The 23,335-nt window shown below is 43.5% G+C and carries 22 protein-coding genes and 7 tRNA genes; 11 read left to right on the forward strand and 18 right to left on the reverse strand.

Going from position 1 to position 23,335, the window contains the following annotated elements; translation table 11 throughout:
* Window positions 1-3: 3 nt before the first annotated feature.
* The gene (pyk, locus tag TM074_RS02900; RefSeq protein ID WP_369000210.1) at window positions 4-1,425 is read right to left on the reverse strand and encodes a pyruvate kinase; all 1,422 of its coding nucleotides are present in this window, start codon (window positions 1,423-1,425) and stop codon (window positions 4-6) included.
* A gap of 135 nt (window positions 1,426-1,560) precedes the next feature.
* Here pyk and TM074_RS02905 point away from each other — a divergent pair, with 135 nt between their 5' ends.
* Complete coding sequence (locus TM074_RS02905) at window positions 1,561-2,205, forward strand: hypothetical protein (RefSeq protein WP_369000211.1); 645 nt, start codon at window positions 1,561-1,563, stop codon at window positions 2,203-2,205.
* Here TM074_RS02905 and TM074_RS02910 read toward each other — a convergent pair.
* The 3 genes from TM074_RS02910 to TM074_RS02920 form a co-directional block, all read right to left on the reverse strand.
* Window positions 2,159-2,554 carry a hypothetical protein gene (locus TM074_RS02910; RefSeq protein WP_369000212.1) on the reverse strand — a complete coding sequence of 132 codons (396 nt, stop codon included), beginning with the start codon at window positions 2,552-2,554 and terminating at the stop codon, window positions 2,159-2,161. The genes TM074_RS02905 and TM074_RS02910 overlap by 47 nt on opposite strands.
* Window positions 2,541-3,227, reverse strand: coding sequence for a hypothetical protein (locus TM074_RS02915; protein WP_369000213.1), 687 nt, complete (start codon window positions 3,225-3,227; stop codon window positions 2,541-2,543). The genes TM074_RS02910 and TM074_RS02915 overlap by 14 nt, the downstream gene beginning before the upstream one ends.
* Window positions 3,228-3,465: 238 nt before the next feature.
* Window positions 3,466-3,540 (reverse strand) — tRNA-Glu (locus tag TM074_RS02920).
* Between the two features lie 128 nt (window positions 3,541-3,668).
* On the opposite strand from TM074_RS02920, the gene TM074_RS02925 reads away from it, so the two are divergent.
* Window positions 3,669-3,884 carry a hypothetical protein gene (locus tag TM074_RS02925; RefSeq protein ID WP_369000214.1) on the forward strand — a complete coding sequence of 72 codons (216 nt, stop codon included), beginning with the start codon at window positions 3,669-3,671 and terminating at the stop codon, window positions 3,882-3,884.
* Here the strand turns inward: TM074_RS02925 and TM074_RS02930 are convergent.
* On the reverse strand, window positions 3,881-6,040 hold the full coding sequence (locus TM074_RS02930; RefSeq protein ID WP_369000215.1) for an ATP-binding protein: 2,160 nt from the start codon (window positions 6,038-6,040) through the stop codon (window positions 3,881-3,883). The two genes, TM074_RS02925 and TM074_RS02930, sit on opposite strands and share 4 nt — an antisense overlap.
* A gap of 11 nt (window positions 6,041-6,051) precedes the next feature.
* On the reverse strand, window positions 6,052-7,416 hold the full coding sequence (locus TM074_RS02935) for a hypothetical protein (protein ID WP_369000216.1): 1,365 nt from the start codon (window positions 7,414-7,416) through the stop codon (window positions 6,052-6,054).
* A 40-nt stretch (window positions 7,417-7,456) separates the two neighbouring features.
* On the opposite strand from TM074_RS02935, the gene TM074_RS02940 reads away from it, so the two are divergent.
* Window positions 7,457-7,831, forward strand: coding sequence for a response regulator (locus tag TM074_RS02940; RefSeq protein WP_369000217.1), 375 nt, complete (start codon window positions 7,457-7,459; stop codon window positions 7,829-7,831).
* Here the strand turns inward: TM074_RS02940 and TM074_RS02945 are convergent.
* A complete protein-coding gene (locus tag TM074_RS02945; RefSeq protein WP_369000218.1) occupies window positions 7,828-8,640 on the reverse strand; it encodes a tetrahydrofolate dehydrogenase/cyclohydrolase catalytic domain-containing protein in 813 nt (270 codons plus the stop codon). The two genes, TM074_RS02940 and TM074_RS02945, sit on opposite strands and share 4 nt — an antisense overlap.
* A 75-nt stretch (window positions 8,641-8,715) precedes the next feature.
* Here TM074_RS02945 and TM074_RS02950 point away from each other — a divergent pair.
* Window positions 8,716-8,793, forward strand: a tRNA-His gene (locus TM074_RS02950).
* Between the two features lie 86 nt (window positions 8,794-8,879).
* Window positions 8,880-8,956 (forward strand) — tRNA-Lys (locus tag TM074_RS02955).
* Between the two features lie 34 nt (window positions 8,957-8,990).
* Here the strand turns inward: TM074_RS02955 and TM074_RS02960 are convergent.
* The gene (locus TM074_RS02960) at window positions 8,991-9,401 is read right to left on the reverse strand and encodes a hypothetical protein (RefSeq protein ID WP_369000219.1); all 411 of its coding nucleotides are present in this window, start codon (window positions 9,399-9,401) and stop codon (window positions 8,991-8,993) included.
* A gap of 23 nt (window positions 9,402-9,424) precedes the next feature.
* Window positions 9,425-9,501, reverse strand: a tRNA-Arg gene (locus tag TM074_RS02965).
* A gap of 43 nt (window positions 9,502-9,544) precedes the next feature.
* Here TM074_RS02965 and TM074_RS02970 point away from each other — a divergent pair.
* Window positions 9,545-9,619, forward strand: a tRNA-Gly gene (locus tag TM074_RS02970).
* 33 nt (window positions 9,620-9,652) lie between these two features.
* The gene (locus TM074_RS02975; RefSeq protein WP_369000220.1) at window positions 9,653-11,458 is read left to right on the forward strand and encodes a glycogen/starch/alpha-glucan phosphorylase; all 1,806 of its coding nucleotides are present in this window, start codon (window positions 9,653-9,655) and stop codon (window positions 11,456-11,458) included.
* On the opposite strand, the gene TM074_RS02980 is transcribed toward TM074_RS02975, so the two are convergent.
* Window positions 11,448-12,968: a helix-turn-helix domain-containing protein gene (locus TM074_RS02980; protein WP_369000691.1), complete on the reverse strand. Its 1,521-nt coding sequence runs from the start codon at window positions 12,966-12,968 to the stop codon at window positions 11,448-11,450. The genes TM074_RS02975 and TM074_RS02980 overlap by 11 nt on opposite strands.
* 69 nt (window positions 12,969-13,037) lie before the next feature.
* On the opposite strand from TM074_RS02980, the gene glyA reads away from it, so the two are divergent.
* A complete protein-coding gene (glyA, locus tag TM074_RS02985) occupies window positions 13,038-14,306 on the forward strand; it encodes a serine hydroxymethyltransferase (RefSeq protein WP_369000221.1) in 1,269 nt (422 codons plus the stop codon).
* Between the two features lie 61 nt (window positions 14,307-14,367).
* On the opposite strand, the gene TM074_RS02990 is transcribed toward glyA, so the two are convergent.
* The 6 genes from TM074_RS02990 to murB form a co-directional block, all read right to left on the reverse strand.
* Complete coding sequence (locus TM074_RS02990) at window positions 14,368-14,793, reverse strand: type II secretion system protein (protein WP_369000222.1); 426 nt, start codon at window positions 14,791-14,793, stop codon at window positions 14,368-14,370.
* Window positions 14,794-14,871: 78 nt separating this feature from the next.
* Window positions 14,872-16,623 carry an RCC1 domain-containing protein gene (locus tag TM074_RS02995; RefSeq protein WP_369000223.1) on the reverse strand — a complete coding sequence of 584 codons (1,752 nt, stop codon included), beginning with the start codon at window positions 16,621-16,623 and terminating at the stop codon, window positions 14,872-14,874.
* On the reverse strand, window positions 16,620-17,438 hold the full coding sequence (locus TM074_RS03000; RefSeq protein WP_369000224.1) for a type II secretion system protein J: 819 nt from the start codon (window positions 17,436-17,438) through the stop codon (window positions 16,620-16,622). Before TM074_RS03000 ends, TM074_RS02995 begins: the two co-directional genes overlap by 4 nt.
* A complete protein-coding gene (locus TM074_RS03005) occupies window positions 17,425-17,892 on the reverse strand; it encodes a prepilin-type N-terminal cleavage/methylation domain-containing protein (RefSeq protein WP_369000225.1) in 468 nt (155 codons plus the stop codon). Before TM074_RS03005 ends, TM074_RS03000 begins: the two co-directional genes overlap by 14 nt.
* Window positions 17,880-18,365, reverse strand: a complete 486-nt coding sequence (locus TM074_RS03010; protein ID WP_369000226.1) for a type IV pilin protein — start codon at window positions 18,363-18,365, stop codon at window positions 17,880-17,882. Before TM074_RS03010 ends, TM074_RS03005 begins: the two co-directional genes overlap by 13 nt.
* A 42-nt stretch (window positions 18,366-18,407) precedes the next feature.
* Entirely contained in the window at window positions 18,408-19,433 is a 1,026-nt protein-coding gene (murB, locus tag TM074_RS03015) for a UDP-N-acetylmuramate dehydrogenase (protein ID WP_369000227.1), read from the reverse strand.
* Window positions 19,434-19,487: 54 nt separating this feature from the next.
* Between murB and TM074_RS03020 the strand changes: the two genes are divergently transcribed.
* From TM074_RS03020 to TM074_RS03030, 3 genes are all read left to right on the forward strand, one after another.
* Window positions 19,488-19,564 (forward strand) — tRNA-Arg (locus tag TM074_RS03020).
* A 24-nt stretch (window positions 19,565-19,588) separates the two neighbouring features.
* Window positions 19,589-19,665 (forward strand) — tRNA-Arg (locus tag TM074_RS03025).
* Between the two features lie 85 nt (window positions 19,666-19,750).
* Entirely contained in the window at window positions 19,751-20,485 is a 735-nt protein-coding gene (locus TM074_RS03030) for a hypothetical protein (RefSeq protein WP_369000228.1), read from the forward strand.
* Here the strand turns inward: TM074_RS03030 and TM074_RS03035 are convergent.
* Entirely contained in the window at window positions 20,482-22,920 is a 2,439-nt protein-coding gene (locus TM074_RS03035; RefSeq protein WP_369000229.1) for an AAA family ATPase, read from the reverse strand. The genes TM074_RS03030 and TM074_RS03035 overlap by 4 nt on opposite strands.
* Window positions 22,917-23,291, reverse strand: a complete 375-nt coding sequence (locus tag TM074_RS03040) for a hypothetical protein (protein WP_369000230.1) — start codon at window positions 23,289-23,291, stop codon at window positions 22,917-22,919. Before TM074_RS03040 ends, TM074_RS03035 begins: the two co-directional genes overlap by 4 nt.
* Between the last annotated feature and the right edge of the window lie 44 nt (window positions 23,292-23,335).

Below are 23,335 nucleotides of genomic sequence, written 5' to 3' on the forward strand. Positions count from 1 at the left end.
TCCTTATGACAATGTTTTAATCTGGATATTGTCAGTTCGGCCCGGCTCTGGATGATGTCCGCTCACCAACACAACCGTTACTGGGTCTTTGCCAAAATAGCCTTCCTGCTTCAGCTCTTCCGCCAGCTTAATGGCTGCGTCCGTATTGTTTGGTCGAACATAAGGACGAGAGGCGTAACTTAACGCTAACTTTTGTGCAGTTTTAACATTTTCAGTCACACAAACAATTGGCAAATTAGGACGATATGCACCAACATTTGCGGCAGTTGCCCCAGTATTGGTTTCTGCGATAATAGCTCGTGCTTTAATTCGCCTTGCTAGCTGTGCTGCTGTGTAGCTTAAGATTGCGTCAGTCTTCTCGCGCATTTCAGCCTTTTCCACCAACATAACCTCGCTATGCTCCTGGGTATAAATAATCGTCTTTCGCATTGCTTGGACGGTTTCAATAGGATATTTACCATTGGCAGTTTCATCAGACAACATAACTACGTCTGCGCCCTGAATAACAGCATTCGCCACGTCGCTTACTTCGGCGCGGCTTGGCTCTGGATTATCAACCATGCTACCCATCATTTGTGTAGCAACAATAACCAACTTACAATATTTACGACACAGAGCGATAATCCGACGCTGCATAACTGGCACTATTTCCGCACCAGCCTCCACCGCCAAGTCACCGCGCGCCACCATTACACCGTCACTAGCCTTAACGATCTCCTCCAAGTTCTCTGGATCAACAGCGGACTTGGTTTCAATCTTAGCAATAATATCAGCAGTTGAGCCTAGCTCTACCAACCGACGACGCAAACCGATAATATCATCAGCTTTCTGTACGAAGCTCAGTGCCACATAGTCAAAGTCCTGACCTGCAGCCCACTCCAAATCGGCAATATCTTTAGGGGTTAAAATATCACCGCCAAAATCAGTATCCGGCAAGTTAAGACCCTTACGGCTCATCAAAAAGCCATCATTCTGAACCTCAACACGAATTGCAGTTGGACTAACAATTTCGCGCACAATCGTCTTAATTTTACCGTCAAACATATAGAGCGGTTCATCGACTTTCATCTTTTCTGCCAAATTGTACTGTACTGGCAGGTTAAAGCTACCATCGTGCTCGGTAATTTCCGAATCCAAAACTAGCATATCGCCAGCCTTAACGTTCAACATATTATCCTTTAAGACGCCTAAGCGGATTTTCGGACCTTGCAAATCTTGCAGAATCGCTACTGGCTTACCTAACTGCTCACTAGCAGTACGCACCCAGTTGATTTGCTCAATTCGCTCTTCATTCGCACCGTGGCTAAAATTCATACGAATGCCATTAACACCAGCGTCAAGTAGGTGATAGACCTTTTCTTGGCTAAACGTTGCCGGACCAATTGTTGCTAATATTTTTGTTCGTTTAAATATATTCTCGCTCATTTTTAAAATTATATCACGAAATAACAGTGATGGGAAATGCTTGATATAATGTAATATGACAATAATCATTATCAGGAAATAAGCTTGCAAAACCCCCAAGACAAAATTTTAATTGGTGAAGCCTATTACTTTGATGTGGTAGGTAAGCAAATTGTTGCTAAGGGGTTTGGCCAGTTTGACCCTACCAATTACCATCTTAAGGCAGAACTTTCGACAACAGCCCCAGGCACATACAATAAGTTATTTATCGTCATAAAAACTCGCTCGCACTACATAACGCCTTTTGCATTTTACCGCAAACAACTTAGCGAAAATTCTATTTACACCCCTGCTTATGATGTTCGTGCCTACCTAAAATGGCCAGTCAACACTGGTATAGAATCAATTCTTCGAAAATCAACTACAATAACTATTCTCATTAACGCAGAACATGCGCCTGACACCGTAATCACCAATGTCGGCATGAAAAATATCACCAGTACGCTAACTAAACGGGCGGTCACTTCTAGAATATGTCATACTACCTATAAAAATATTAACCTCACTATATCAGCAACTCATTCGATCCTCCGCACAAATAAATTGACAATCAGTACAGACAAATCTCGGCTTCAGCCCTACCTCAATTACACCTTTTCTCACACAAAAGGATCTTTCCAGATCACTGATATCTGTAAAATACTTCTCGCGTTTCAATTATATTGGATTAGCCAATTCGACAATACGCATTGCTTTATCCAATCAGTAGATTTGCCTCATATTCATGATAAACAGTTCTAGTGAGACCACGTTGAGTGACAGTACTCCTATAGATAACAGGTGGTGATTGATCTAGTAGAACAAAGGAGCGAAGTGGATTGGAAGAATTTTGGAGGGCAGAGAGTTCAGGACTATCAAGATTAAAATCTTTGCGTGATTTCTTTTTCTGCTCATCTCTAATAATCTCGTCCTTAAGAGTAGATAAAGCAGAAAATTCCGGAGAGACAGAACCATCTTTACCTAAATAGTCTTTGATTCTATTATTACCTATAAGATAGCCTATTATTGTCTGTTTCTTATTGTAATATGTGCTTATATCCGAATACACCAGCGCGCTTAAGGCCAAATATTGCTCATTAGTTATGTTCACTCCACCCCCTCTTTATATATTTATCTACGTCACTCGAAGATTTCATATTGCTAATGTCCTGATCCTCCAGCCATAGCTTATGTAGTGAATCATGATAGTCTATAGCCAGCATTACGCCCATTTGCTTTCTTATTTCAGAAGTCACTCTATATATATTCTCTGACAAATCATCAAAATTAACGTCATTCTCTAAAGATATTGTCATATATATTTTTCTGCCAAATTTATTAAATGCATCTTTATAGGAGGGTATGTTTTTCGTAATAGCTCTACCAACCTCTATATTGCTGTTTATTCTTATTGATTTTAGTCTAGCTCTACCGCCAAACTGCTTGCTAACTAGGTTAGCTATATCATCCCTAGACTCTCTTTCCCAAATACGATCTGGATAGGTATCAGAGTAAGCACTATCGCCTTTTCTATAGTCAGCTCTATTCCACACTTCAAACCTAAGACTACTATCATCAACCGGATAAGCATCCACATACGGATCACCCTCAACTCCAATACCGCCACCCTCAATGCGATAATTTTCTACTATAAACTCTTTCCCATACTTTTCCTTAAGGTATTGCGCCATTTTATGTTGCTCCACCAAGGCACCGCCATTGATGAGCAGGTAGATAACAGCTATTAATATAGCAACTCCAGCTATAATCCAGAATTTTGACATACGCTTTCGGGTGGATTTTAGTTTAGAGTGTACTTTTTGCACAGGAGTGTTTTTAGGCGACCTTTTACCGTCCTGGACCTTTCTGACGTTTGCGTGTTTTGTTTTTATCGCGCTACTCTTTATCATTAGATCCCTACCCTGCTATTACTACTATCTTGGCATCATTTTATAGTAAGCATAAGTTCCTTGCAAGATTAAAAACAAATAAAAAGACCAGTAAGGTCTTCTGTATGTCACATGGTGACCTTACCGGGAATCGAACCCGGATTGCCAGGATGAAAACCTGGTGTCCTAACCGTTAGACGATAAGGCCACGACTTCAGATATCATAGCAAATTATTGTAAAAATGTCTATAGTCAAGCGGACAGTTGTCTGTAATTCGCCCAGAGTCAGTCGCCCTGCTCTTATTGGATAGTGATGCTTTAATGTATAATAAGTCTATGGTAAAACAGAAGAAGAAACGCAATAAAAAATATTCTGGCGCAGACGCCACAATTCAACGACCAAAAATAACACGTATCACAGCAACAAATCGCTCCAAATTATCTCAATGGCTATTTGACCGCAAGAAGATTATTCGCATAATTGGTATAACCTTGCTAATTGTCGCTGCAATTATAATTACTGTTTCTGGAATCGTCAGCCTATTTCGCTAACGAACTGGCAGCTTAAACCCGAAGGTGCTACCCTTTCCTTCTTCTGATTCAAAAATCATTTCCCCATCGTGCGACAAAATGACTTTCTTGGCCAAAAATAACCCGACGCCTGTACCATCGGGCCGTCGTTTTTTAGCATTAGTACCACGGAAAAACTTACCAAATAGATCTGCCTGCTCCGACTTTGGCACACCAATTCCCGAGTCCTTTACTGAAAATTCAATCATTTTACCACTACTCTTTAAAGTAATCACCACCTTTTTGTGTGGGTTTGAATAATAAATAGCATTGTCAATCATATTCAGCATAACTTGACGAATCTTCTCAGAATCAACCGCTAGCGAAGGTATCTTTTTATCAATCTTTAAGACCATCTCGACCGATCGCTGATCTGCCACAACCTTAAGTAATGAGACTTCATCACGGAGAATCTGTGCGATATCCACGCTCTGTTTATCAATGGTAAACTTTCCCGTCTGCAGCCGTGACACATTAAGAAAGTCATTAATTAACCGCACCATTCGTTCACTAGAAGAAAATGCCTCCCTAAGAACTGCTCGCTGAGTCGGCGATATTTTTCCCAAATCTCCTTCCAGCATCATATCCAAGTAACCTTTGATGCTAGTCAACGGCGTCCTTAACTGATGTGAAGCCATAGAGATAAACTCATTTTTCGCTTCATCCAGACGCTGCAGCTGGCGGTTGCTAAACCTCAGCTCTTTTGTTGCCTCATCAATTCTACGCTGCAAACTTTTATTTAGTTCGTTAATTTCTTCCATTGAAAGAGAGTTGCGTATTGACACGGCCAGCTCACCAGCAATCGATTCCAGCATTTCAATATCCCGAGAGCTATAGCCCAAACTCTTATGCTCCCCTAAAAATAAAATTCCTGCTTCTTGATTTTGGTGTAAAAGAGGCACGACAATTTTTGTACGATGAATATCTAAGAGTTTTTTTAGCTCTGGGTCCTTAACTTGATTCGCTAATATAACCTCTGGAAAACTGCAATATTTATAGTAATAGTCCATAATCCTACACACATCCTCCTCAACAACCGACAAGCGCCGCCGACCAGTTCGACCATAAATTCCCTTTTCTGGAATACAAAACGCCACTTTCTCCGCCTTCAATGAACTTGCTATATAATTACCGACCCGCCGCGTCAGGAGCTGTAGGTCCGCCGTGTAAGTTAATATCTTACTAATCTCGCGTGCAAAAGTATCAGTGTCATACTCGCCATAATAAAAAACCCTATCCGTCAACTTATTAAAGAATTTCTTAATGGGCTGATATAAGAACGCCAAAAGTATAGCTAGAATCATATTCATGAAATTCACACGACTGTCAATTGTCAAAGTCCGTTGGAAAATAACAATTGAAATAATATACGCAGAGATTATGTAAACTACAGCTAGTGCAATTAGTAGTAGCATGTATGAGACACTACGAGCCACCGCCGTTTTTACGTCCATTAATCGATATTTTACGATACTATACATAATTGCAAACAGAAAGAGAATAATCGCCACTGGTCCAACCCACACGTACCTATAATCGCCAAGAGCTGGCAACAATAAGTCAACTACAAAACCCGGAATACTAGATACCAACAAACCGGTCATGTAAATCGCCACTTGCTTACGGCGAATATTATCAGACTTCCGCCACGCAACATAACCAAACCACATAGCAATCAGGAAAAAGACGGAGAAAAAAGTAGCAAAAACTACATAATTAATAGAGTTAATCGGAATTTGTGAAAAATCTACTGGCGCAGTGACCTCTGACACATTAATAATAAACTCAGGCGCCAAAATAATATATATAGAAAATACTATAAATAACGAACTAGCTATACAGATAAAAGCCCTTAAAGATTTAGTCAGAGGAAGAAATGACTTAGCAGTAAAGATAGCTAACGCTGGACAAAAAACCGCTGAAGCAACATAAAACCACCGCGAGGCAATGTCTAGCGCCACTCCATTATCGGCAAAAGAAAATACCTCCAGGCCAGCCGACCACACAGCTAAGCACAAACAGACTAAGAAAAACCACTGTTTAGTATCGTAATGGCGTTTAGATTTTTTAAGCACTAACATACCTAAAATGAGCGCCATTAGCGCAACCATGCCCAGTACTAATGCTCGAGACATCATGCTAATGCTTATTATAGCATTTTATCTGGTTTTTCAACTGCAAAAACTGAGTAAACACCACTTGCGGTAATATTTGCGGTAATATTGTCCTTTGATACACCAGCCGCTTGAAGTAATTTAAGACTTCTGGCAATTGGACGCATGATTACGTTTGGTGTCCAACCCATTAACCCATGGAGAAAATCTTTTTGCGGACGATTTGCATTCATATTGCCGGTAATCATTAGGCCGCCATCTCGCAAGAATCCCCAAGATTCCTCCGTTAATTTTTTATGCACCATATCAGGAAGATACTCGCGCAATCCAGAATCCTCCATAACATCTACTTGCCGACCTTTTAAAACTTTCTTCAGCCCCAACGGACGCCCAAACTTACTAAAAAGCCTATGACAATGAATCTCCACATTATTTTCCAGGCCCATTTTCTTTGCTAGATTCTGCGCTGCCGCTAAAGCCAGCGGATCTTGATCAATCAGAATAGCTGTTGGAGCCTGACCAGTTTCTTCTTTTAGTTCTTTTAGTATCTGCAGGGTCGGCAGTCCGGTTCCGCAGCCAAAGCTCATGACTAGCATATCGTCAATTGACCGATTCTCATTTCGCACATCAATATCCAATATGTGATCAATGGTTATTTTTTTCACCAAATCTCCCCGCTCACGGATACCCAGCGAATCCATGCAATATTTAATAACCTCAGCAAATTTTGGCGTCACTGGCGCGTTGATGAATTCGCGGACGTTATTGATTCTCTCATCTACCGCTTGCGTCGCTTCTTGTTGAGTTTTATCGTGATTTGCCACTTCGGCTTTAATCATCATGTATCTCAACGGCATGCCGTCAATCTTCTCGTCAAATAACGATTCGTCTATTGGACCGCTCATTGTTGGATATCTGCCCGGAAAGGCCAACTTGCCACCCTCTATAACTGCCAAAGAAAATGCCAGCCCAATTGACAAGAACGTTGAAGCTGAGCCACGCTGCTTATGCCACGGCTGAGCGTCAGTCTCTTCCTCGCCGTACAGCAACTCATCACGGTAAGGCTCTAAGAATCCATCAAGCTCTTTATTCCAACTATCCGCCAATTTACTTATAAAAGGAATTTTACTCACAACATCAGCAACTGCAGCGCCACCCATATTACTGCGAATAAACCTGTTTCGCACTTCTCTTAATTCTCTTCCGCCTCTTTCCAGATAGCTATATACTTTTTCAATCTTCTCTGGATTATCATATGCAGGACCGTTCTTTTCGCCCACCCGAACTTTATATCCTTGAGCCCTGAGGTCTACAATTTCTCTATTTATTTTTTCATTAGCTTCGACGTCAAACCCATCAACAAACTCGCGACCGCCACAATTATTCCCAAATTTTTCCATGTCAAAAATTATACCATAATTATTATGCTATACTTAGAGCATGATAAAAATTGCCATCATTGAAGACGACCCAACCATCAGCCAGATGTACCGAATGAAATTTGAGTCAGATGGATTTGAAGTCCGCCTGGCGGCCAACGGCCAGATTGGTATAGAAGTTGTCGAAAAATTCCAACCAGATATTATTCTGCTGGATTTACAAATGCCAGAGATGGATGGCACAGAAGCCTTAAAACACATTAGGTCTAAGGATTGGGGGAAAACTATTCCCGTTATTGTCCTGACTAATTTGGGCGAAGAAGAGGCACCGCGCGAATTGAAAAAACTAGGCATACACAGCTATATCGTAAAAGCTAATCTTACGCCGCGCCAAGTCGCTGAGCAAGTCAAATCTGCTATAAAGAATAATCCCTAATTTTTAGCCTGATTAGCAATCTTTAAACACGCCGTAATTAAATTATCAAACAGAGCCGATACTGTCAGCGGACCAACGCCACCTTTTTTCGGAGTTATTAAAATATCTTCACGCAGTCGCACTTCATCCGACACATCACCCACTATTTTCCCATCTTCCGAAGCTGTCCCCGCGTCAACAACCACCGCTTTTGGCTTAACCATCTGATCAGTGATTAAACCCGGAACACCAGTTGCAGACACAACAACGTCATAGTTAATCAACTGCGATAAATCATCTCCTTTTTCAAGCACCGTAGCGTCAATACCAGATTTCAGCCACATCTTCTCTAAAGGAGCCCCGACCAGACGACCTCGCCCAACAATCGCAATTTTTTTGCCCTTAAGATCAATACCATAGCCAGCCAACAGCCAATTAATAGCTGTCGGTGTTGCCGCCTGAAAATCCGTCTGACGACACAGACCATCGACATCTTTGTCTGTCCGAATAATCTCCAGCAGCTCCTCAGTTTGTTGAGGATTACTAATTGGCAGTTGTAAAATTATCCCCTGAACGTCATCACGATTATTTAGCGCGTCAATCACAGCTAAAACCTGACTCGCCTCCGCCCGATGAATTTCCACATCAATCAAAATATCCGCACCGTATCGCTGCTTCAAACGCATGTAAGTTTCAATAACGGGGTTCTCGGTATCCGTCACAATTGCCAGGCGCGGTTGAATATGCCAAGCTTGCCTCAAGGCACGCACCTGCTTTGCTTGCCGCTCCTTAATAAAGCCGGCTAATTCTGAACCATTTAGCTCTTTCATTAGCTTAAGTATAGCAATTTTACTATCTTGAGTACAGATATAGTATGTGTTATAATTCAAAAAGCTTGGTCTATGGCGGATGTAGCTCAGTTTGGTTAGAGCGCTGGATTGTGGCTCCGGAGGCCGTGGGTTCGAACCCCATCATTCGCCCCAAGCCTTACAGCAATTTGCTAGTACCAAAAATTATTTTTACGGTAAAATAGTAGACATTTTTATTGATTGTTGTATAATGAAATCGTGGGCCAGTAGCTCAGCTGGTTAGAGCACCTGCCTCTTAAGCAGGGTGTCGAGGGTTCGAGCCCCTCCTGGCCCTCCAAAAAATAACCTCACACGAAGTGAGGATTTTTTATTTAGCTAAATGGATTATACCCACGAGAAGGCGGCTCACGAAAAACCGTCTGCGAACTTGCCGCATTAAATGATTGACGAGAATTTGCCAAAGATTCGCCGCCACCCCTTCCCAAAGCAGTACTATTAATCTGACGATTTCCGCCAGCTAGACTTGGACTACTATTATTCGCGCCAGCTCCAGATGCCGCCCCTATTTCTGCACCAAACCGTCTTACTCCAGCCGAACTATTAGCCACCATGGAGGCTCGGTAGTTTTTGACATATCGCCGATCTAAATTCGTTTGGCGATTAGCTTTTAAGCTCCGCTCCGTCAAACCATACGCTTTAAGTCCATCAATTGACCCATTCCTGGGGCCAGATAATCTCATTACCATTTCCCGCGTCATTTGCGGTTTCCGACTTGCATCCATATACCCCCTATTGTTATATGAAATGGCGCCCCGAGTAGGATTCGAACCTACGACCTTAGGCTTAGAAGTCCTCTGCTCTATCCAGCTGAGCTATCAGGGCGTATTCACATTATAGCATCTTTCTGCTACAATAGTGCAAGCTTGCGGGTGTAGTACAGCGGCTAGTATGCAAGTTTTCCAAACTTGAGATCGGAGTTCGATTCTCCGCACCCGCACCAATTTTAAGATAATTCCCATCCATAAAGGGCATCATGGATCCATATTTTTACACAGAAAAACCAAAATACCGACCACACGACATCGAAGATGCCTCTGAGTTTTATGACATCATTGAGCGCAGTAGTTTGACGCATCAGCTGTCTGATTCCAGGCCTTACATCTACTGGACAATGGAGATTTATGACAAAGCCAACGGCATCAAAGGTGGTGGCGGCTTGGGCGTGCTGGCGGCAGACACACGGCGGGTGGCCGAAAAATTAGACGTGCCATTTGTAGTAGTCACGCCATTTTATCGCAGCGAATCGCACCAAAAAATTACTAACTTAGAGCAGGAAGAATTTTCAGAAACTGTCTCACCACAAGACTATGGTTTTGAGTATATCGACGACGTGTCCATCAGTTCACGTGGTTTTCCCGACGCTAGTTTGAGCATCTTCAAAAAGGCACTTGGTTCGACTCAGTTTGTTACTATCTCAGAGCCAAACTTTGGACAATTGTACGAAGGTGAAGGCTCGGGCGATCACCGACTCTACCAAGAAGTTGCGCTCGGGTTTGGCGGCTATAAAGCTCTAAAGCTACTCGGCATCAAACCAGCCGTCATTCAGCTCAACGAAACCGCAACAATTTTTGCAGCATTGGCGCGGCTGAATGAACTATGTGCCAACGGCATGAACTTGTACGAAGCAATCGTCTACGTCCGCAAACATACACTCTACACCAACCACACCCTACTCCAAGCGGCTGAGCCAGAATTCCACCGCTCACAATTTGAAAAATTAGTACTGCCAAATCTCAAAAGCAACGCGGTGCGCTGCTGGCTGATGGAGCAATTTCGTAACGACCGTTTGCGACCGAATTTGCTGGCAATTGAGCTGACCGAAGCCAAAAATGGCGTCAGCAAACTGCACGCCCGCGTGGCAAATTTCCGCGACCGCAACAACGACAAGGTCAAGTTTCACGCCATCACCAACGGCATCGACCTGGAAACGTGGACACTGCCAGAAATTCTTCAGACATATCACAATAACAATATCATAGATAAATTTGGCCTACCTACAGATGATTTTTCTCAGCGACTGAACCTCATTCACAGTGCCGATATAAGATATCTAAAAAAGCTGGGGCGTAAAGAGCTCAATCGAGTTTTATTAAAACGCCAGGATCAGTACGGCAGATCCATACAGATCCCAGAAAATGCAATATTATTTGATTTTAAGCGACGATTCACCAATTATAAACGACCCTACATGCCATTCGAAAACCCCGACGCACTAAGGCAAATTCTCATCAATCACAACGCACATTACATACTGACAGGAAAAGTCCACCAGGGCGACGTGACTATGTACCAAAAACTGTTAGAGGTCCTAAAATTAATTGATCAAGATCCAGTTCTGCGTGAGCGAGTTCATTACATCCAAGATTACGATGAAGAATTAGGACGGGCCTTAGCAATCGGATCTGACATCGCCATAAATATACCTATTGTCGGGCTAGAGGCCTGCGGGACATCATGGGAAAAAGACATTGCTAACCTAAAAATACTTATTTCCACGAACGATGGCGGCGTAGCAGATATTCAACCAATCGCCTGCTTGGAAGTATCTGGTAAAAATTATGAGGCTGAGGTCTCATCACTATACGTTAATATGCATAAAGCTGCAGCCATAGTGAAAAATGATCAGCTGCTGGAAAAACATATACGTCACCAGTTAAATAATTATTTACCAATAATTTCTGGCGCCAGGATGATGAAGGATTATCTAAAATTTATATTTCCCAAAGCGCAAGCTCAGCCCAAAAAAGAACCCTCTATTAAGCAAATTGTTATTCAATAACTACTTCAATTTCAGCACCCAAAGAATTTAAGCGAGCAGCCAGTTCTTCGTAGCCACGGTTAATTGAATACACGTCCCTTAGAATAGATACGCCTGGCGCCGCCAGCATCGCAAGTAATATAACAACAGACGGACGAAGCGCTGATGGAGCAACAACATCAGCAGACTTCCATTTTGTTGGACCAGTGATATAAACGCGGTGCGGATCGACTAGTTCAATTTGCGCGTTCAACTTGCTAAGCTCGGTGAAATAAATTGCTCGGTTTTCATAGCTCCAATCATGCACCAACGTACGACCTTTAGCAACCGTTGCAATAAGCCCCAGGAACGGCAGATTATCCATATTAATTCCAGGAAACGGCAAAGCGTGCAGCTTGTCTTTGGCGGCCTGGAGCTTGGAACGATGCAGCATAATGTCCACCAAACGAGTCTGTCCATTGTCGGCCAGATATTCCTCGCTCAGCTCAAATTTAAGACCCATCTCTGCTAACGTAGCTAACTCAATTTCCAAAAACTCAATTGGTGCACGATGAATAGTAATTTCTGAGTCTGTCACCACGCCAGCTGCAATAAAACTCATCGCCTCAATTGGATCTTCACTTGGATAATAATCCAAGTTTTTTCTAATTCGTTTACGTCCTGTAATTTTTAGAGTCGTCGTTCCAATTCCCTCTATTTTTACACCCAGCTTCTTTAAGAAAAAGCAAACATCCTGAACCATGTAATTTGGGCTAGCATTGCGAATGATAGTCGTATCTGGAGAAAGCGCCGCCGCCATAATAATATTTTCAGTTACTGTATCGCCACGCTCCGTTAAAAGAATCGTCCGATCGCCAGAATGGACATTGGTTTTTGCATGATAATAATCAGTTTCTGCCGTTACACTCATGCCAAAATGCCTTAACCCGCTCAAGTGGGGCTCCACTGTGCGCTTACCCAAGTTACAGCCGCCCGCAAACGGCAGCTTAAAATCCTCGTATTGGTAAAGTAGTGGGCCTAGGAACATAATCACCGTACGCGTACGCTTAGCAGCGGCAATATCCATATCCTCCAGCTTTAGCCTAGCAGGGGGAATAATCTCCAAATCACTACCGTTCAACCAGCGAGTTTTAACACCAATTGAATTTAGAACCTCAATAATCCGATTAACTTCCTCAATTCGTGCCACCTTCCTGAGGGTTGTCTTACCCTTATTGAGCAAGCTTGCACAAAGGAGTCCCACTGCAGCATTTTTGCTCGTCTTAACCCGTATCTCACCAGACAATTTTTTTCCGCCAGACACTCTAAAATTCATTTTTCCGGAATGATTTACAGTCACGATATTATTATTAAGCACTTCACTAATACGAGCAATCATTTCAATGCTAATATTCTGACCACCGTTTTCAATCCGGTTAATGGCACTCTGAGATGTACCAATTGCTTCAGCCAACTGCGTCTGCGTTAACCCTTGCTTTTGGCGATTTTCAGCAATTAAATTGCCGATTTTTTGAAGATACTTATCTTTTATCATGCGTAGATTATATCACTAATGATATATACAGGCAATGATATAATGGATATTATTGGAGGCACATACATGAAAGATAAGCAAATTGAGCAACTTATAAAAGCAGAAAAAATCCGCCAAACAGACGGACTGGAATTAATTCCTAGTGAAAATTATGTGTCATCAGACGTTCTGAAAGCGCTAGGTAGCGTTTTTACCAACAAATACTCTGAGGGCTATCCTGGACGCCGCTATTACGGCGGGCAAGAAAACACTGACCAAATTGAACAAATTGCAATCGACCGCGCCAAGCAACTATTCGGAGCTGATCACGCTAACGTTCAGCCACATTCTGGAGCCCAGGCCAACGAAGCCGTCTATTACGCGTGGTGTGAGCCAGGCGACACCATTCTGGCGATGGACCTGGCGCATGGCGGACACTTGACGCATGGCGCGTCCGTAACTCGTAGTGCGCGCGAGTATAATTTTATTCGCTACGGCATTAAGGATGTAGAAACTGGTGAAATTGATTATGAAGAGATTCGGCAATTAGCGTTAAAGCATAAACCAAAAATTATCTTAGCTGGCTTTTCAGCGTACCCCCGAGAATTAGACTATGAAAAATTCGCCGAAATTGGCAATGAGATTGGCGCCATGCTGATGGCAGACATGAGCCATATCGCCGGGCTGATTGTCGGTGGCGTTGCTAAAAATCCATTCGACTACGGTTTTCATGTAATTACCACCACCACGCATAAAACCTTACGCGGTCCGCGTGGCGGTTTAATCCTCAGCCGTGGCGTTGTCGGTAACCCACTGAAAAAGCCAGAAAAAACTCTCGAGAATCTACCGACGTTGATTGATAGAGCTGTATTCCCCGGCACACAAGGTGGCCCACACATGCACACCATAGCCGCTAAAGCCGTCGCGTTTGGTGAGGCACTGCAGCCAGAATTCAAAGATTACGCTGAGCAAATTGTTAAGAACGCAAAAAAGCTAGCAGAAGAGCTACAAAAACGAGGTTTTAAACTGGTTACTGGCGGTACCAGCAACCATCTTATTTTGGCGGATATTTACAGCAGTTTTGGAATTGACGGTAAGGAGGCAGAAATTGCTATGGATAAGATAGGCCTAACCCTAAATGCCAACGCTATACCAAATGACAGTTTGACACGCTTTCGACCAAGCGGCATTCGCCTAGGAACTCCCGCCGTTACCACACGCGGAGCCAAAGAGGCGGATATGGAAAAAATAGCCGAATGGATGAAACAGGCAATCAATCATCGTGACAGCGAAGAGAGACTAAACAAACTCCGCCAAGAAGTCAAACATTTCTGTCAAACATTAAGCGCTATCTAATTCCTAAAACATAATAAAACTCCGGCACTATGACCGGAGTTTTTTATTGATACATAGCTAATTAACAGCCAGTACCAACTATGCGAGTTTCAACAGTATTCTTACTGTAGTCGTAGTATTCAATCTTCGCGCCTGTTGGGTCGCCGGTACCACACTTAGTGTATTTAACTGTTGTAGTTGGAGTACTTGAACCAAAAGTACCAGAACCTAATTCAGTAACATTGGCTGCAGCAATGTAGTAAGACTTCTTTGTGTCTGCGGTAGTTAATTTTGCGATATCCTCTGGATACTTACCTTCTTCAGTGTTGTACAGTTCAGCTTTCTTAGCCACTGAGTCAACTGTGGATTTAGCAGCTGATGTCTTTGCCTGGTTCTGCAAACCGTTGTATGCAACCAAAGAAACAACTGTCAAAATCGCAATAATCACGATAACAATCAAAAGCTCAACGAGCGTAAAACCTTGATTTTTAATATTCTTTGTAGTCACGATAATGTGCCCCCTAAATTGTGTTAGTTTGATTTGTAATTTGATAATACTACAACGTATTTAAAAGCGCAAGCGTTTTTAATATACGTATCGATTTTGGACCGGACGAAGGAATAATGACTCTGTCGGACTAATCCTGTTTATATTGGTTCCGTCACCAATCTGCCCATTATCATTCAATCCCCAGCAATAAGACCGTTTATTTGTCATAATCGCACAACCGCGGTTCGCTCCAGCCGACATTCTAACGATCCTCTCTCCTGCGGGCAGTCCCTCCTCAACTTTAATAGGTCCATATGTCCATCTAATTCCGCTGGGGGGATTATTATATTCCTTGTTCGCCCCCAATTGCCCCATCTCATTATTCCCCCAGCAATACACTTCCCTTTTTCCGCCATTATTCATTAAGGCGCAAGAATGAGAAATACCAACCTCAACCTGCAGAGCCGTTCCAGGTAAACCATGGACTTCCGCCGGCTGAAGATGCTTTCTAGGATTGCCGCCCCCCGGAGATCCAGATTGCCCAAGCCCAGCACCACCCCAGCAATACACCCTACCCGCATTAGCGATAGCGCAGGTGTGAGTTACGTAATCAGGATCTTTTGTCCACCAATATCCATCCTGAGATATATCAGCCACATCTTCCAACCCCTTAACTCGAGTAGCTAGACTATAATTATCGCTAGCTATTGGGCCAACACCCAGTTGTCCAAACTTAGCCTGCCCCCAACAGTAAGCCCTTTTTTCGGTAGTTATAACACACATAGTCCGCGAACGAGATCCGCCAGTCGACAACTTAGTGGCGGAATAATTATTAGGAATCCTGTTGGGTCCGCCCGAATTAATCATCGCTGGTGCTGCGCTATAGCCAGGACTACCCGGACTACCGTAGCCCAATTGCCCTCTGTCATTTCCACCCCAACAGTACACCTTACCTGATGCGATAGCACACGAAGTATCACCCGTCCCTCCAATTGCGCTAATTTTATTTCCAGAAAAATCCGAGATTGCAGCCGTGCCAACAACTTTAATCTCAATCGGTACCGCAGAATAGCTACTCCCAAAATCACTATTGCCCAATTGTCCGGACCTATTATCACCCCAACAATATACTTTTTTATTACTGCCCAGCTGGGTTAAAACGCAGCTGTGGTGCTGTGCTGTAAATATATCAATAATCTTTCCATATTTCATGTCACCAATAGAACGAACTTTCACTGGAATATTGGAGTCGCTGGTAGTTCCATCCCCTAATTGACCCATGTTATTTTTACCCCAACACCATATGTTGTTTGATAAAATAGCACAGGTGCGGTTAGTGCCACTCACTGTGCGCGTTGCGTCGATATCAGCCGGCCAAGTGACAGACTTTTTGACAATAACTGTATAGGTTTTTATTACTCTGCTACCGCTCATCACTTCAGTTCTACCAATAGCGGAAATCTGAGCAGTAGCGGCTGACAGTGCTGACGCTTTAGTCGAAGCCTCTAATTTACCAACCTCAAAATTTGTTCGCAATTTACCATTTTCAAATACATATTTATTACCACTAAACTTTACCGCCCCCAAACAGTCAGTTTCCGGACGAAGTAGACCTGCGCTGCCGGCAGCTGGAGCCCATGATTGCTCTGCATTATTAGCGTCCAGACAAGCATTGGCGTATGCTGTACCAGCCTCGCCAGCTTCTTGCGCTAATTTATAATAATATTCCTCCTGCGAATAGACATATGACTGCGTCACAACTCTCATAGCACCCGCCAAAACCACTAATATAAAGGTACTCATAAGCACGATTAGCACCAAGGAGTAACCGTCTTTTTTTCGTATCATAAGTTATTAATCTTTCGTATAGTTAATGTTTGTGATTCAGAAATCTGTTTACTTGGCGATTGTAATTTTAAAGTAACTACTACGTTATCAGCAGAATCAAGTATCCCTGGGTAGCTTTGGCCCACATCATGTTGACCAGGTATTTTCGTTTTTCCCTCGTAATACTCAACTTCGAATTCAGAAACGCCGGTTGCTAAAATTGAATCTTGATGAACCTTCATAGCTCGGTCTTTAAATTTATTAGCCTCTGCATTATTCATACAGAAATAATTACCAGCAGAACCCGAATATGGATGGCCATAAGGGTCAATCATGTCGTTATAGATAGTACGCCTATGCAATTCTCCGTTATTTAAGAAATATATTATTATTTTTTTATACTTAGGCTGCTGAGTCTTATTAGCCGCACAGTCGCCGACTGGAGTTCTTAGATAAACAATCTGCCTCGAGTCCGCACCATGTCCCATAGTGGTCGCATACTGTAGCAATATCAGGACCCTATTTGTCCCGTTGACGTATGGTGTATTCATGTAGCTCCAGCTATGCCCAGCTCCAGAAAAACTCCTATCTACAGCGAACGTATCATAACCGTCATAGCCACTGGCCTTAAATCGCACTGCCTGCCGTACATCAGTTTCAATTGCATCCATGGAGTTGTGAAGATTGCGGTTAATATCAACCCTAGCCCGACTAATAGAAGCGCTTTGATTTGATGACACCAACATCTGGCCAAAGACGCCGACGACCATGGCAATAATTACCATTACTAATACTAGTTCGGTTATTGTGAAGCCATTTTCTTTAGAATGCTGCATATGTTGCATGTGTCACCTTTCTTCCACTGCCAGACCCAGAAGATGGCAATCCATATTCTACTATTGACTCTACCTTAACCGGCATACCTAGGCTAGACTTGCCACCACTACCGCTACTGACATCCTTACATCCATACGGCGCTGAAGCATACACCTCCTGTCTCACCATACCCGGCAGACCATCAATCATCTCCGTTTTTTCCATGACTTTATATCTAGTACTAGATGGATCAGAGCTACACTTAAACCATGAGGGCGGAGAATCATTCGCGTAACGGCGCATATTATTGTAGGCTAAAAAGCTAGCCTTAGTTTGCTGCGCACTCAATACTGAAATTGTACTGACCTGAGCCTGCATACTCAATATGACAACCATAAAAATACCAATGACAACCAGCGTCACTGCCACTTCAACTATTGTAAAGCCCTCGCTTTTATTTACTAGTCGCGCCATATGCTATCCACCTTTTTTTCTGCCCCAGTGGACAAATCTTTATACGTGATACTATGCCTGACGCAAGTTGCTGCAACTATATCAGATGGCGCGCCAGATACTGGCTTAGCGCAGTCATGTCCATCAATATTTGAGGCTTCATATAATATTTCACCGTTATTTCCGCCAGCCCAGTCACTACGGCTACACTTTATCATTTCCTTCTTCAAAGAATCGTTTCCTACAATTGACGAAAAATTCCTGATTAAATCACCACACGACGGATATTCATGCCCGATGCCGCTTGTATTGTTATATTTATAATACCTCTCCAGCTTTAGTGATAGCTCGGAAATATTAGCTCGCTGTTTTTCTCTTTTAGTGAGATTTAAAAATCTTTCACCACCAACAAAGGTGAGGCCCGCTAAAATTGACACGACTACAATAATTACCGCCAACTCGATTAACGTATAACCACCCATCCTACGATTCATATTCAATATTGTAGCGCAGTTTTACAAAAAAGCCTATGCTTATTACAAAGAAAGTTCCAACGGTTCTTGTTCAATTCTTATGCCAAATTTATCATACACCGTTTGAATAATTTGCTCACGAATTGCTGCCAAATCACCATAGCCAGTTGCCGAATCATTGACCAGCACCAGGGCATTTTTTTCATAAACCCTCATGCCATGACTAGCAAAACCTTTCAGGCCAGCTCTATCAATCAGCCAGCCCGTTGGCACTTTATATCTTCCGTCAGACATAGCATAATTTGGTACATCACTATATTCTTTTTGCAATTGCTCCAGTTGCCATTTTTCGATCAAAGCGTTCTTGAAAAAAGAGCCTGCGCTAGGTATCTCAGCCGGATCTGGCAATTTTTCCGAGCGAATATTAAGCACCGCCACACGAATTACCGACAAATTAACTTCACGAATATCATTATCTTCAATATATTTTTGTAGCGAAGCATAAAATGGCGGCCTTGGTTCTGCTTTATTTAATCTTAGAGTAATATTTAAAATACAGTAACGACCCTTTTGACTATCACGAAAAATACTATTGCGATAAGAGAAATCACATTCATCAACAGAAATCGTCACAATTGAATCAGTCTTCGAGTCGTATGCTTCTAAACTAACTAAAGTATCGGAAATATCTTGACCATAAGCGCCAACATTCTGGACCGGCGCAGCACCAGCCGTTCCCGGAATTCCCGACATAGCCTCAACCCCCTGAAGCCCCAGGCCAACAGCCCGTTCGACAACTTCATCCCAAACTTCGCCCGCACCAATCTTGATATCTGTCGTATCGTCATTATCAGCAATAACCTCAAACCCCTTGATCTTATTCAACAGAACGATTCCCTCAAATGTTTCGTCGCGTGTGATGACATTACTGCCGCCACCCAGCACAAAAATAGGCAGATTTTCCTTTCGGGCATTCCGATATAAAGTTACAACATCGCTGGCAGAATCTACGGCCACCATATAGCGCGCTGCGCCGCCTAATTTCATAGTCGTATACTGCTTCAATGGTACATTCGTCATGACATCCATGCATATATTATATCATTTTACTCGGTCGCCATCTATGCTATAATACCTCTGTACGCACCCGTAGCTCAGCGGATTAGAGTACTTGGCTTCGAACCAAGGGGTCGCAAGTTCGAATCTTGCCGGGTGTACCATTTTATTGCATTAACAAGACATACGCCCCGTTAGCTCAACTGGATAGAGCGTTGGTTTCCGGTACCAAAGGTTGCAGGTTCGATTCCTGTGCGGGGTACCAGATTAGCCCGTTATTGTGACGGGTTTTAATTATATCTATAAATTGCTTGCTTTTTATATTAAATAGTGGTATAAATAGGAGTATTATGGAGGCTAATGAACAAAGGCCTATTAACGACTTCAACGACTTCCCTAGTGTAATGGAAGCCGTTCTAAAAGCAATACGCGAGAAAAAGTTCGGACAAGCGGCTATATTAGCCTCCCTGGCCCACAATCTGGCGCCAAACTTATCCGAACAAGCCCGTGCTGCTCGTGATTTAAGTGCCGCCTACCGCCATCAAGGCGACTACGATGAATCCGAAAAATGGGCTACCGAAGCAGTAGAGCAACATGAAGCTTTGGCCGAAGAAGGAGAGAATCGCAGCACGCTACGTGAACTGGGAGCGAGCGTCGCAACACTCGGAACTCTGCAGCTGCAGCGTATCGCAACAGACCCTTCTTATGATAATCAGGAAAACTCTCAACGGGCAGCAGAAAATCTAAGCAAAGGTCTGCGCTATATTGAAGAGTCTCGCAAGCATGCTACCGACAAGAATCGCAAGATTGACCAATATGACATTAATTTTACTGCTCGTACAGGCTTCGCTGAAGCGCTGGCTGGCGATACAAAGAGGAGCCTGGCACTGGGCGCCAGGGCTGTGCGGCTGGCATTCTGGTCTGAATCGCCAAAGATTGACACTTCAAATCCGAATCTGACAACCAAAGAACGCTTCAAAGCTAAGAGTCGCGCGTTTGTAAGAGGTGTTGGCGCGGTAGCTGTGGCAGCCGTGGCGCCATTTAATAGGAAGTTGGCTAAATCTATTGTCGAGAGACTTAATTAACTAGCCGGCGGAATCACTGGAGCTTGAGGGGTTTGGCTACTTAAAATCTGGCGAATTTGCTCAGTGGTAATAATTGTAGTTGATCCAGGCGCAACCGTACCAGCTAGCATTTGCTTAGCGACAGTATTTTCAACTGCTCGCTGGACAACACGACGCATCGGACGGGCGCCCAGACGCGGATCATAACCAGCTTCAACCAACAATTTCTTACCTTCCTCTTCAACTGCAACTTGAATTTTTTGCGGCGCCAAGGTTTTATTAACGCCAGCCAAAATCAAATCGACAACCTGCAACAATTCCTCCTTGCCCAGCGGCCGGAACAAAACAATTTCATCAAAACGGTTCAAAAACTCTGGTCGGAATAGATTAGCATTAATTAGCTCATTGATAAATGTTTGTTCAAACTGTTCCAACTGGTAGCCGCGCTCAATATATTCGCGAATTCTATCTGCTCCAGCGTTTGACGTAGCAATGACAATCGTATCGCGAAAACTAATTTCCCTGTTATTCTCATCGCGCAGGATACCCTCGTCCAATAACTGCAGTAAAGTCGTCAACACCTGCGGATGGGCTTTTTCAATCTCATCCAGCAACACCACTGAAAACGGCTTTTTTTGCACCTGCGCCGTCAAACTACCTGGGTCGCGCGCCCCATCGGCAATCAGCCGCGCTACATCATCTGGGCGAACAAACTCGTTAAGATCCAACCGAATCATGCTGCCCTCGCCGCCAAAATAAACATCTGCCAAAGCTTTGGATAGTTCAGTTTTACCAACGCCAGTTGGGCCAAGAAACAGGAAAGCGCCAATCGGCCGGTTTTGGTTTCTAACGCCAGTACGGGCGCGGCGAATAGCATCGGAAACAACCGTCACCGCCCGCGACTGGTTGATCATCCGCTGATGAATCAGTGTTTCCAAATTAAGCAATTTCTCACGCTCGTCGCCGGTATTCGCTGTGGATATTTTTATACCCAAGGTTTTTTCAATTGCATCGTCGACTGATTGCGCTGTCACAAGACCGCCCCTAGCATAACTCGCTGCCGCCTCCAAAATTTTCAGCGCTTTGCCTGGCATTGCCAAATCCTGAACGTAGCGATCGCCAACCCGATAGGCCTCAGCCAAAGCTTGATACATATAAGTCACTTTATGCTGGGCTTCAAATATCACTAATTGGTCACGCATAATTTTCATAGTCTCTGCTTCGGTTGATGGCTGGATGGCAATGGTGTTCAAAGCGTGTGCTAATTGCGGCTTCATTTGAGAAATCTGTAAAAACCGCTGGTCGTCCATCGTTAAAATCATCCTCAATCTGCCAGCTTCTAAAATTGGCAGTAGCACATTACTCAAATCAACCGAACCAATGCCCTCCTCAAAAAATAGCTGCGCATTATCTAAGCATAAAATAACATTCTTTGATAAAAACGCTTCATTTAAGATCATTGTCACCAGATTTTCCAACTCGCCACGACCCGACGCCACGCTAACCAAAGATGAAGCGTCAAGCATAAAAACTTGCTGATACATCAACGACCCAGGAACGCCCTGATGCCCATCAATCAACATCTCCGCAAACGCCGAAACTACCGTACTTTTCCCAGCGCCATCAGCACCAATTAACGCAATGTTCTGACGACCACCTGAGCTAAATATTTTCATCATTTGCTCAAGTGCACTTTCATGCGCCGCCAACTTTGTAGTAAGCATCTGACCGGAAATGTTAGCGCTAATATTCTGCGCAAAGCGGCTCAATAGTGGCGTGTAACCGAACGACCAATCTCTAGCAATTCCGCCCGTCCGTAACGGCTTTTTGTTATGCTCTTCAATTAACGCCTTTATACGTTCGTACCACTTGATAGTCTCTTCGATATCATGAAAATCAATTTTCATATTTGCCAGCAAAGAGTTATGCTGCGGTAACTGTTTTACTATGGCCGCGGCTAAAACCGCACTGGTAATCTTCGGACTTTCAGTGCTCTGCCAAATCTCAATTGCCGCTTTCCAGACTTGCTCGGTTTGATCTGGATTGTCAACAGAAATATTATGCAAAAAGTTTGGCGTTAAACCCAGGCGCAAGGCTAAAAACTGTCCAGCTCGAGTGCCTGTAATCGCTTCAGCAATATCCGTTGGTGTTGGCCGACGCGGCAGCTTACCCAAAACGTCAGCCGCCATCACATCATCAATGGTCTGCGGATTCTTATTAATCTCCGCCGTCTTCAAATCTTTCTCCCACCAAATGGACAGCATAACCATCGGGCCACTCAGACCCAGCATTAGCCAGCCGACCGATCCGTGTTCAATCAGCATCCACACACCAAGCACCACCATCATGATACCAATTGCTATTACCACAACGTGCCAAGCATTGCCAAACCTAACAGAAAACCTTGCCTTCTGAGACCTCAAACTATCGTAATTAAACTTTGGCTGCACATTCATAGCGAAACCCCCATTTGCCACAGCACAATTCCCGCAAGTGGCAATAGAGGCAAGACCAGCCACAGAATAATTCCTAGAAGCGTCCACAAAACCCTCAGCAATATCATCAATATTCCAACAATTATCACTACAGAGCGTACCACCATGCCAACCGCGCGCGAAAATAACTTATCAAAAAATGCCGACAACTGAACTGGTGCAGCACCGTCAACTGGAGCTGCCGAAATCTGACGAAACGGGTTAAATAATGTTTTTAATAACAATCCGACCGAAAAAAAGTCTGCCGTTCGCAAAACCCCCAAAAAACCTTGTTGGACATATTGCAACAATCCACCGCCATACCACCACTGAAAGATCCCCACCAAAAACATATTGATATTGTAGCATATTAGCCCGGCAGAGTATAATGGATTAT

Source organism: Candidatus Nanosynbacter sp. TM7-074 (assembly GCF_041006295.1).
Taxonomy (GTDB): Bacteria; Patescibacteriota; Saccharimonadia; order Saccharimonadales; family Saccharimonadaceae; genus Nanosynbacter.

Excerpts from the sequence above, each read along its gene's own strand:
- TM074_RS02945 (WP_369000218.1), bottom strand. The coding sequence starts at position 8,640 with ATGAAAGAGCTAAATGGTTCAGAATTAGCCGGCTTTATTAAGGAGCGG.
- TM074_RS02915 (WP_369000213.1), bottom strand. The coding sequence starts at position 3,227 with ATGTCAAAATTCTGGATTATAGCTGGAGTTGCTATATTAATAGCTGTT.
- TM074_RS03000 (WP_369000224.1), bottom strand. The coding sequence starts at position 17,438 with ATGCAGCATTCTAAAGAAAATGGCTTCACAATAACCGAACTAGTATTA.
- TM074_RS03030 (WP_369000228.1), top strand. The coding sequence starts at position 19,751 with ATGGAGGCTAATGAACAAAGGCCTATTAACGACTTCAACGACTTCCCT.
- glyA (WP_369000221.1), top strand. The coding sequence starts at position 13,038 with ATGAAAGATAAGCAAATTGAGCAACTTATAAAAGCAGAAAAAATCCGC.
- murB (WP_369000227.1), bottom strand. The coding sequence starts at position 19,433 with ATGGATGTCATGACGAATGTACCATTGAAGCAGTATACGACTATGAAA.
- TM074_RS03010 (WP_369000226.1), bottom strand. The coding sequence starts at position 18,365 with ATGAATCGTAGGATGGGTGGTTATACGTTAATCGAGTTGGCGGTAATT.
- TM074_RS02960 (WP_369000219.1), bottom strand. The coding sequence starts at position 9,401 with ATGGATGCAAGTCGGAAACCGCAAATGACGCGGGAAATGGTAATGAGA.
- TM074_RS02995 (WP_369000223.1), bottom strand. The coding sequence starts at position 16,623 with ATGATACGAAAAAAAGACGGTTACTCCTTGGTGCTAATCGTGCTTATG.
- TM074_RS03005 (WP_369000225.1), bottom strand. The coding sequence starts at position 17,892 with ATGGCGCGACTAGTAAATAAAAGCGAGGGCTTTACAATAGTTGAAGTG.
- TM074_RS02940 (WP_369000217.1), top strand. The coding sequence starts at position 7,457 with ATGATAAAAATTGCCATCATTGAAGACGACCCAACCATCAGCCAGATG.
- TM074_RS03040 (WP_369000230.1), bottom strand. The coding sequence starts at position 23,291 with ATGTTTTTGGTGGGGATCTTTCAGTGGTGGTATGGCGGTGGATTGTTG.
- TM074_RS02975 (WP_369000220.1), top strand. The coding sequence starts at position 9,653 with ATGGATCCATATTTTTACACAGAAAAACCAAAATACCGACCACACGAC.
- TM074_RS02935 (WP_369000216.1), bottom strand. The coding sequence starts at position 7,416 with ATGGAAAAATTTGGGAATAATTGTGGCGGTCGCGAGTTTGTTGATGGG.
- TM074_RS02930 (WP_369000215.1), bottom strand. The coding sequence starts at position 6,040 with ATGATGTCTCGAGCATTAGTACTGGGCATGGTTGCGCTAATGGCGCTC.
- TM074_RS02925 (WP_369000214.1), top strand. The coding sequence starts at position 3,669 with ATGGTAAAACAGAAGAAGAAACGCAATAAAAAATATTCTGGCGCAGAC.
- pyk (WP_369000210.1), bottom strand. The coding sequence starts at position 1,425 with ATGAGCGAGAATATATTTAAACGAACAAAAATATTAGCAACAATTGGT.
- TM074_RS03035 (WP_369000229.1), bottom strand. The coding sequence starts at position 22,920 with ATGAATGTGCAGCCAAAGTTTAATTACGATAGTTTGAGGTCTCAGAAG.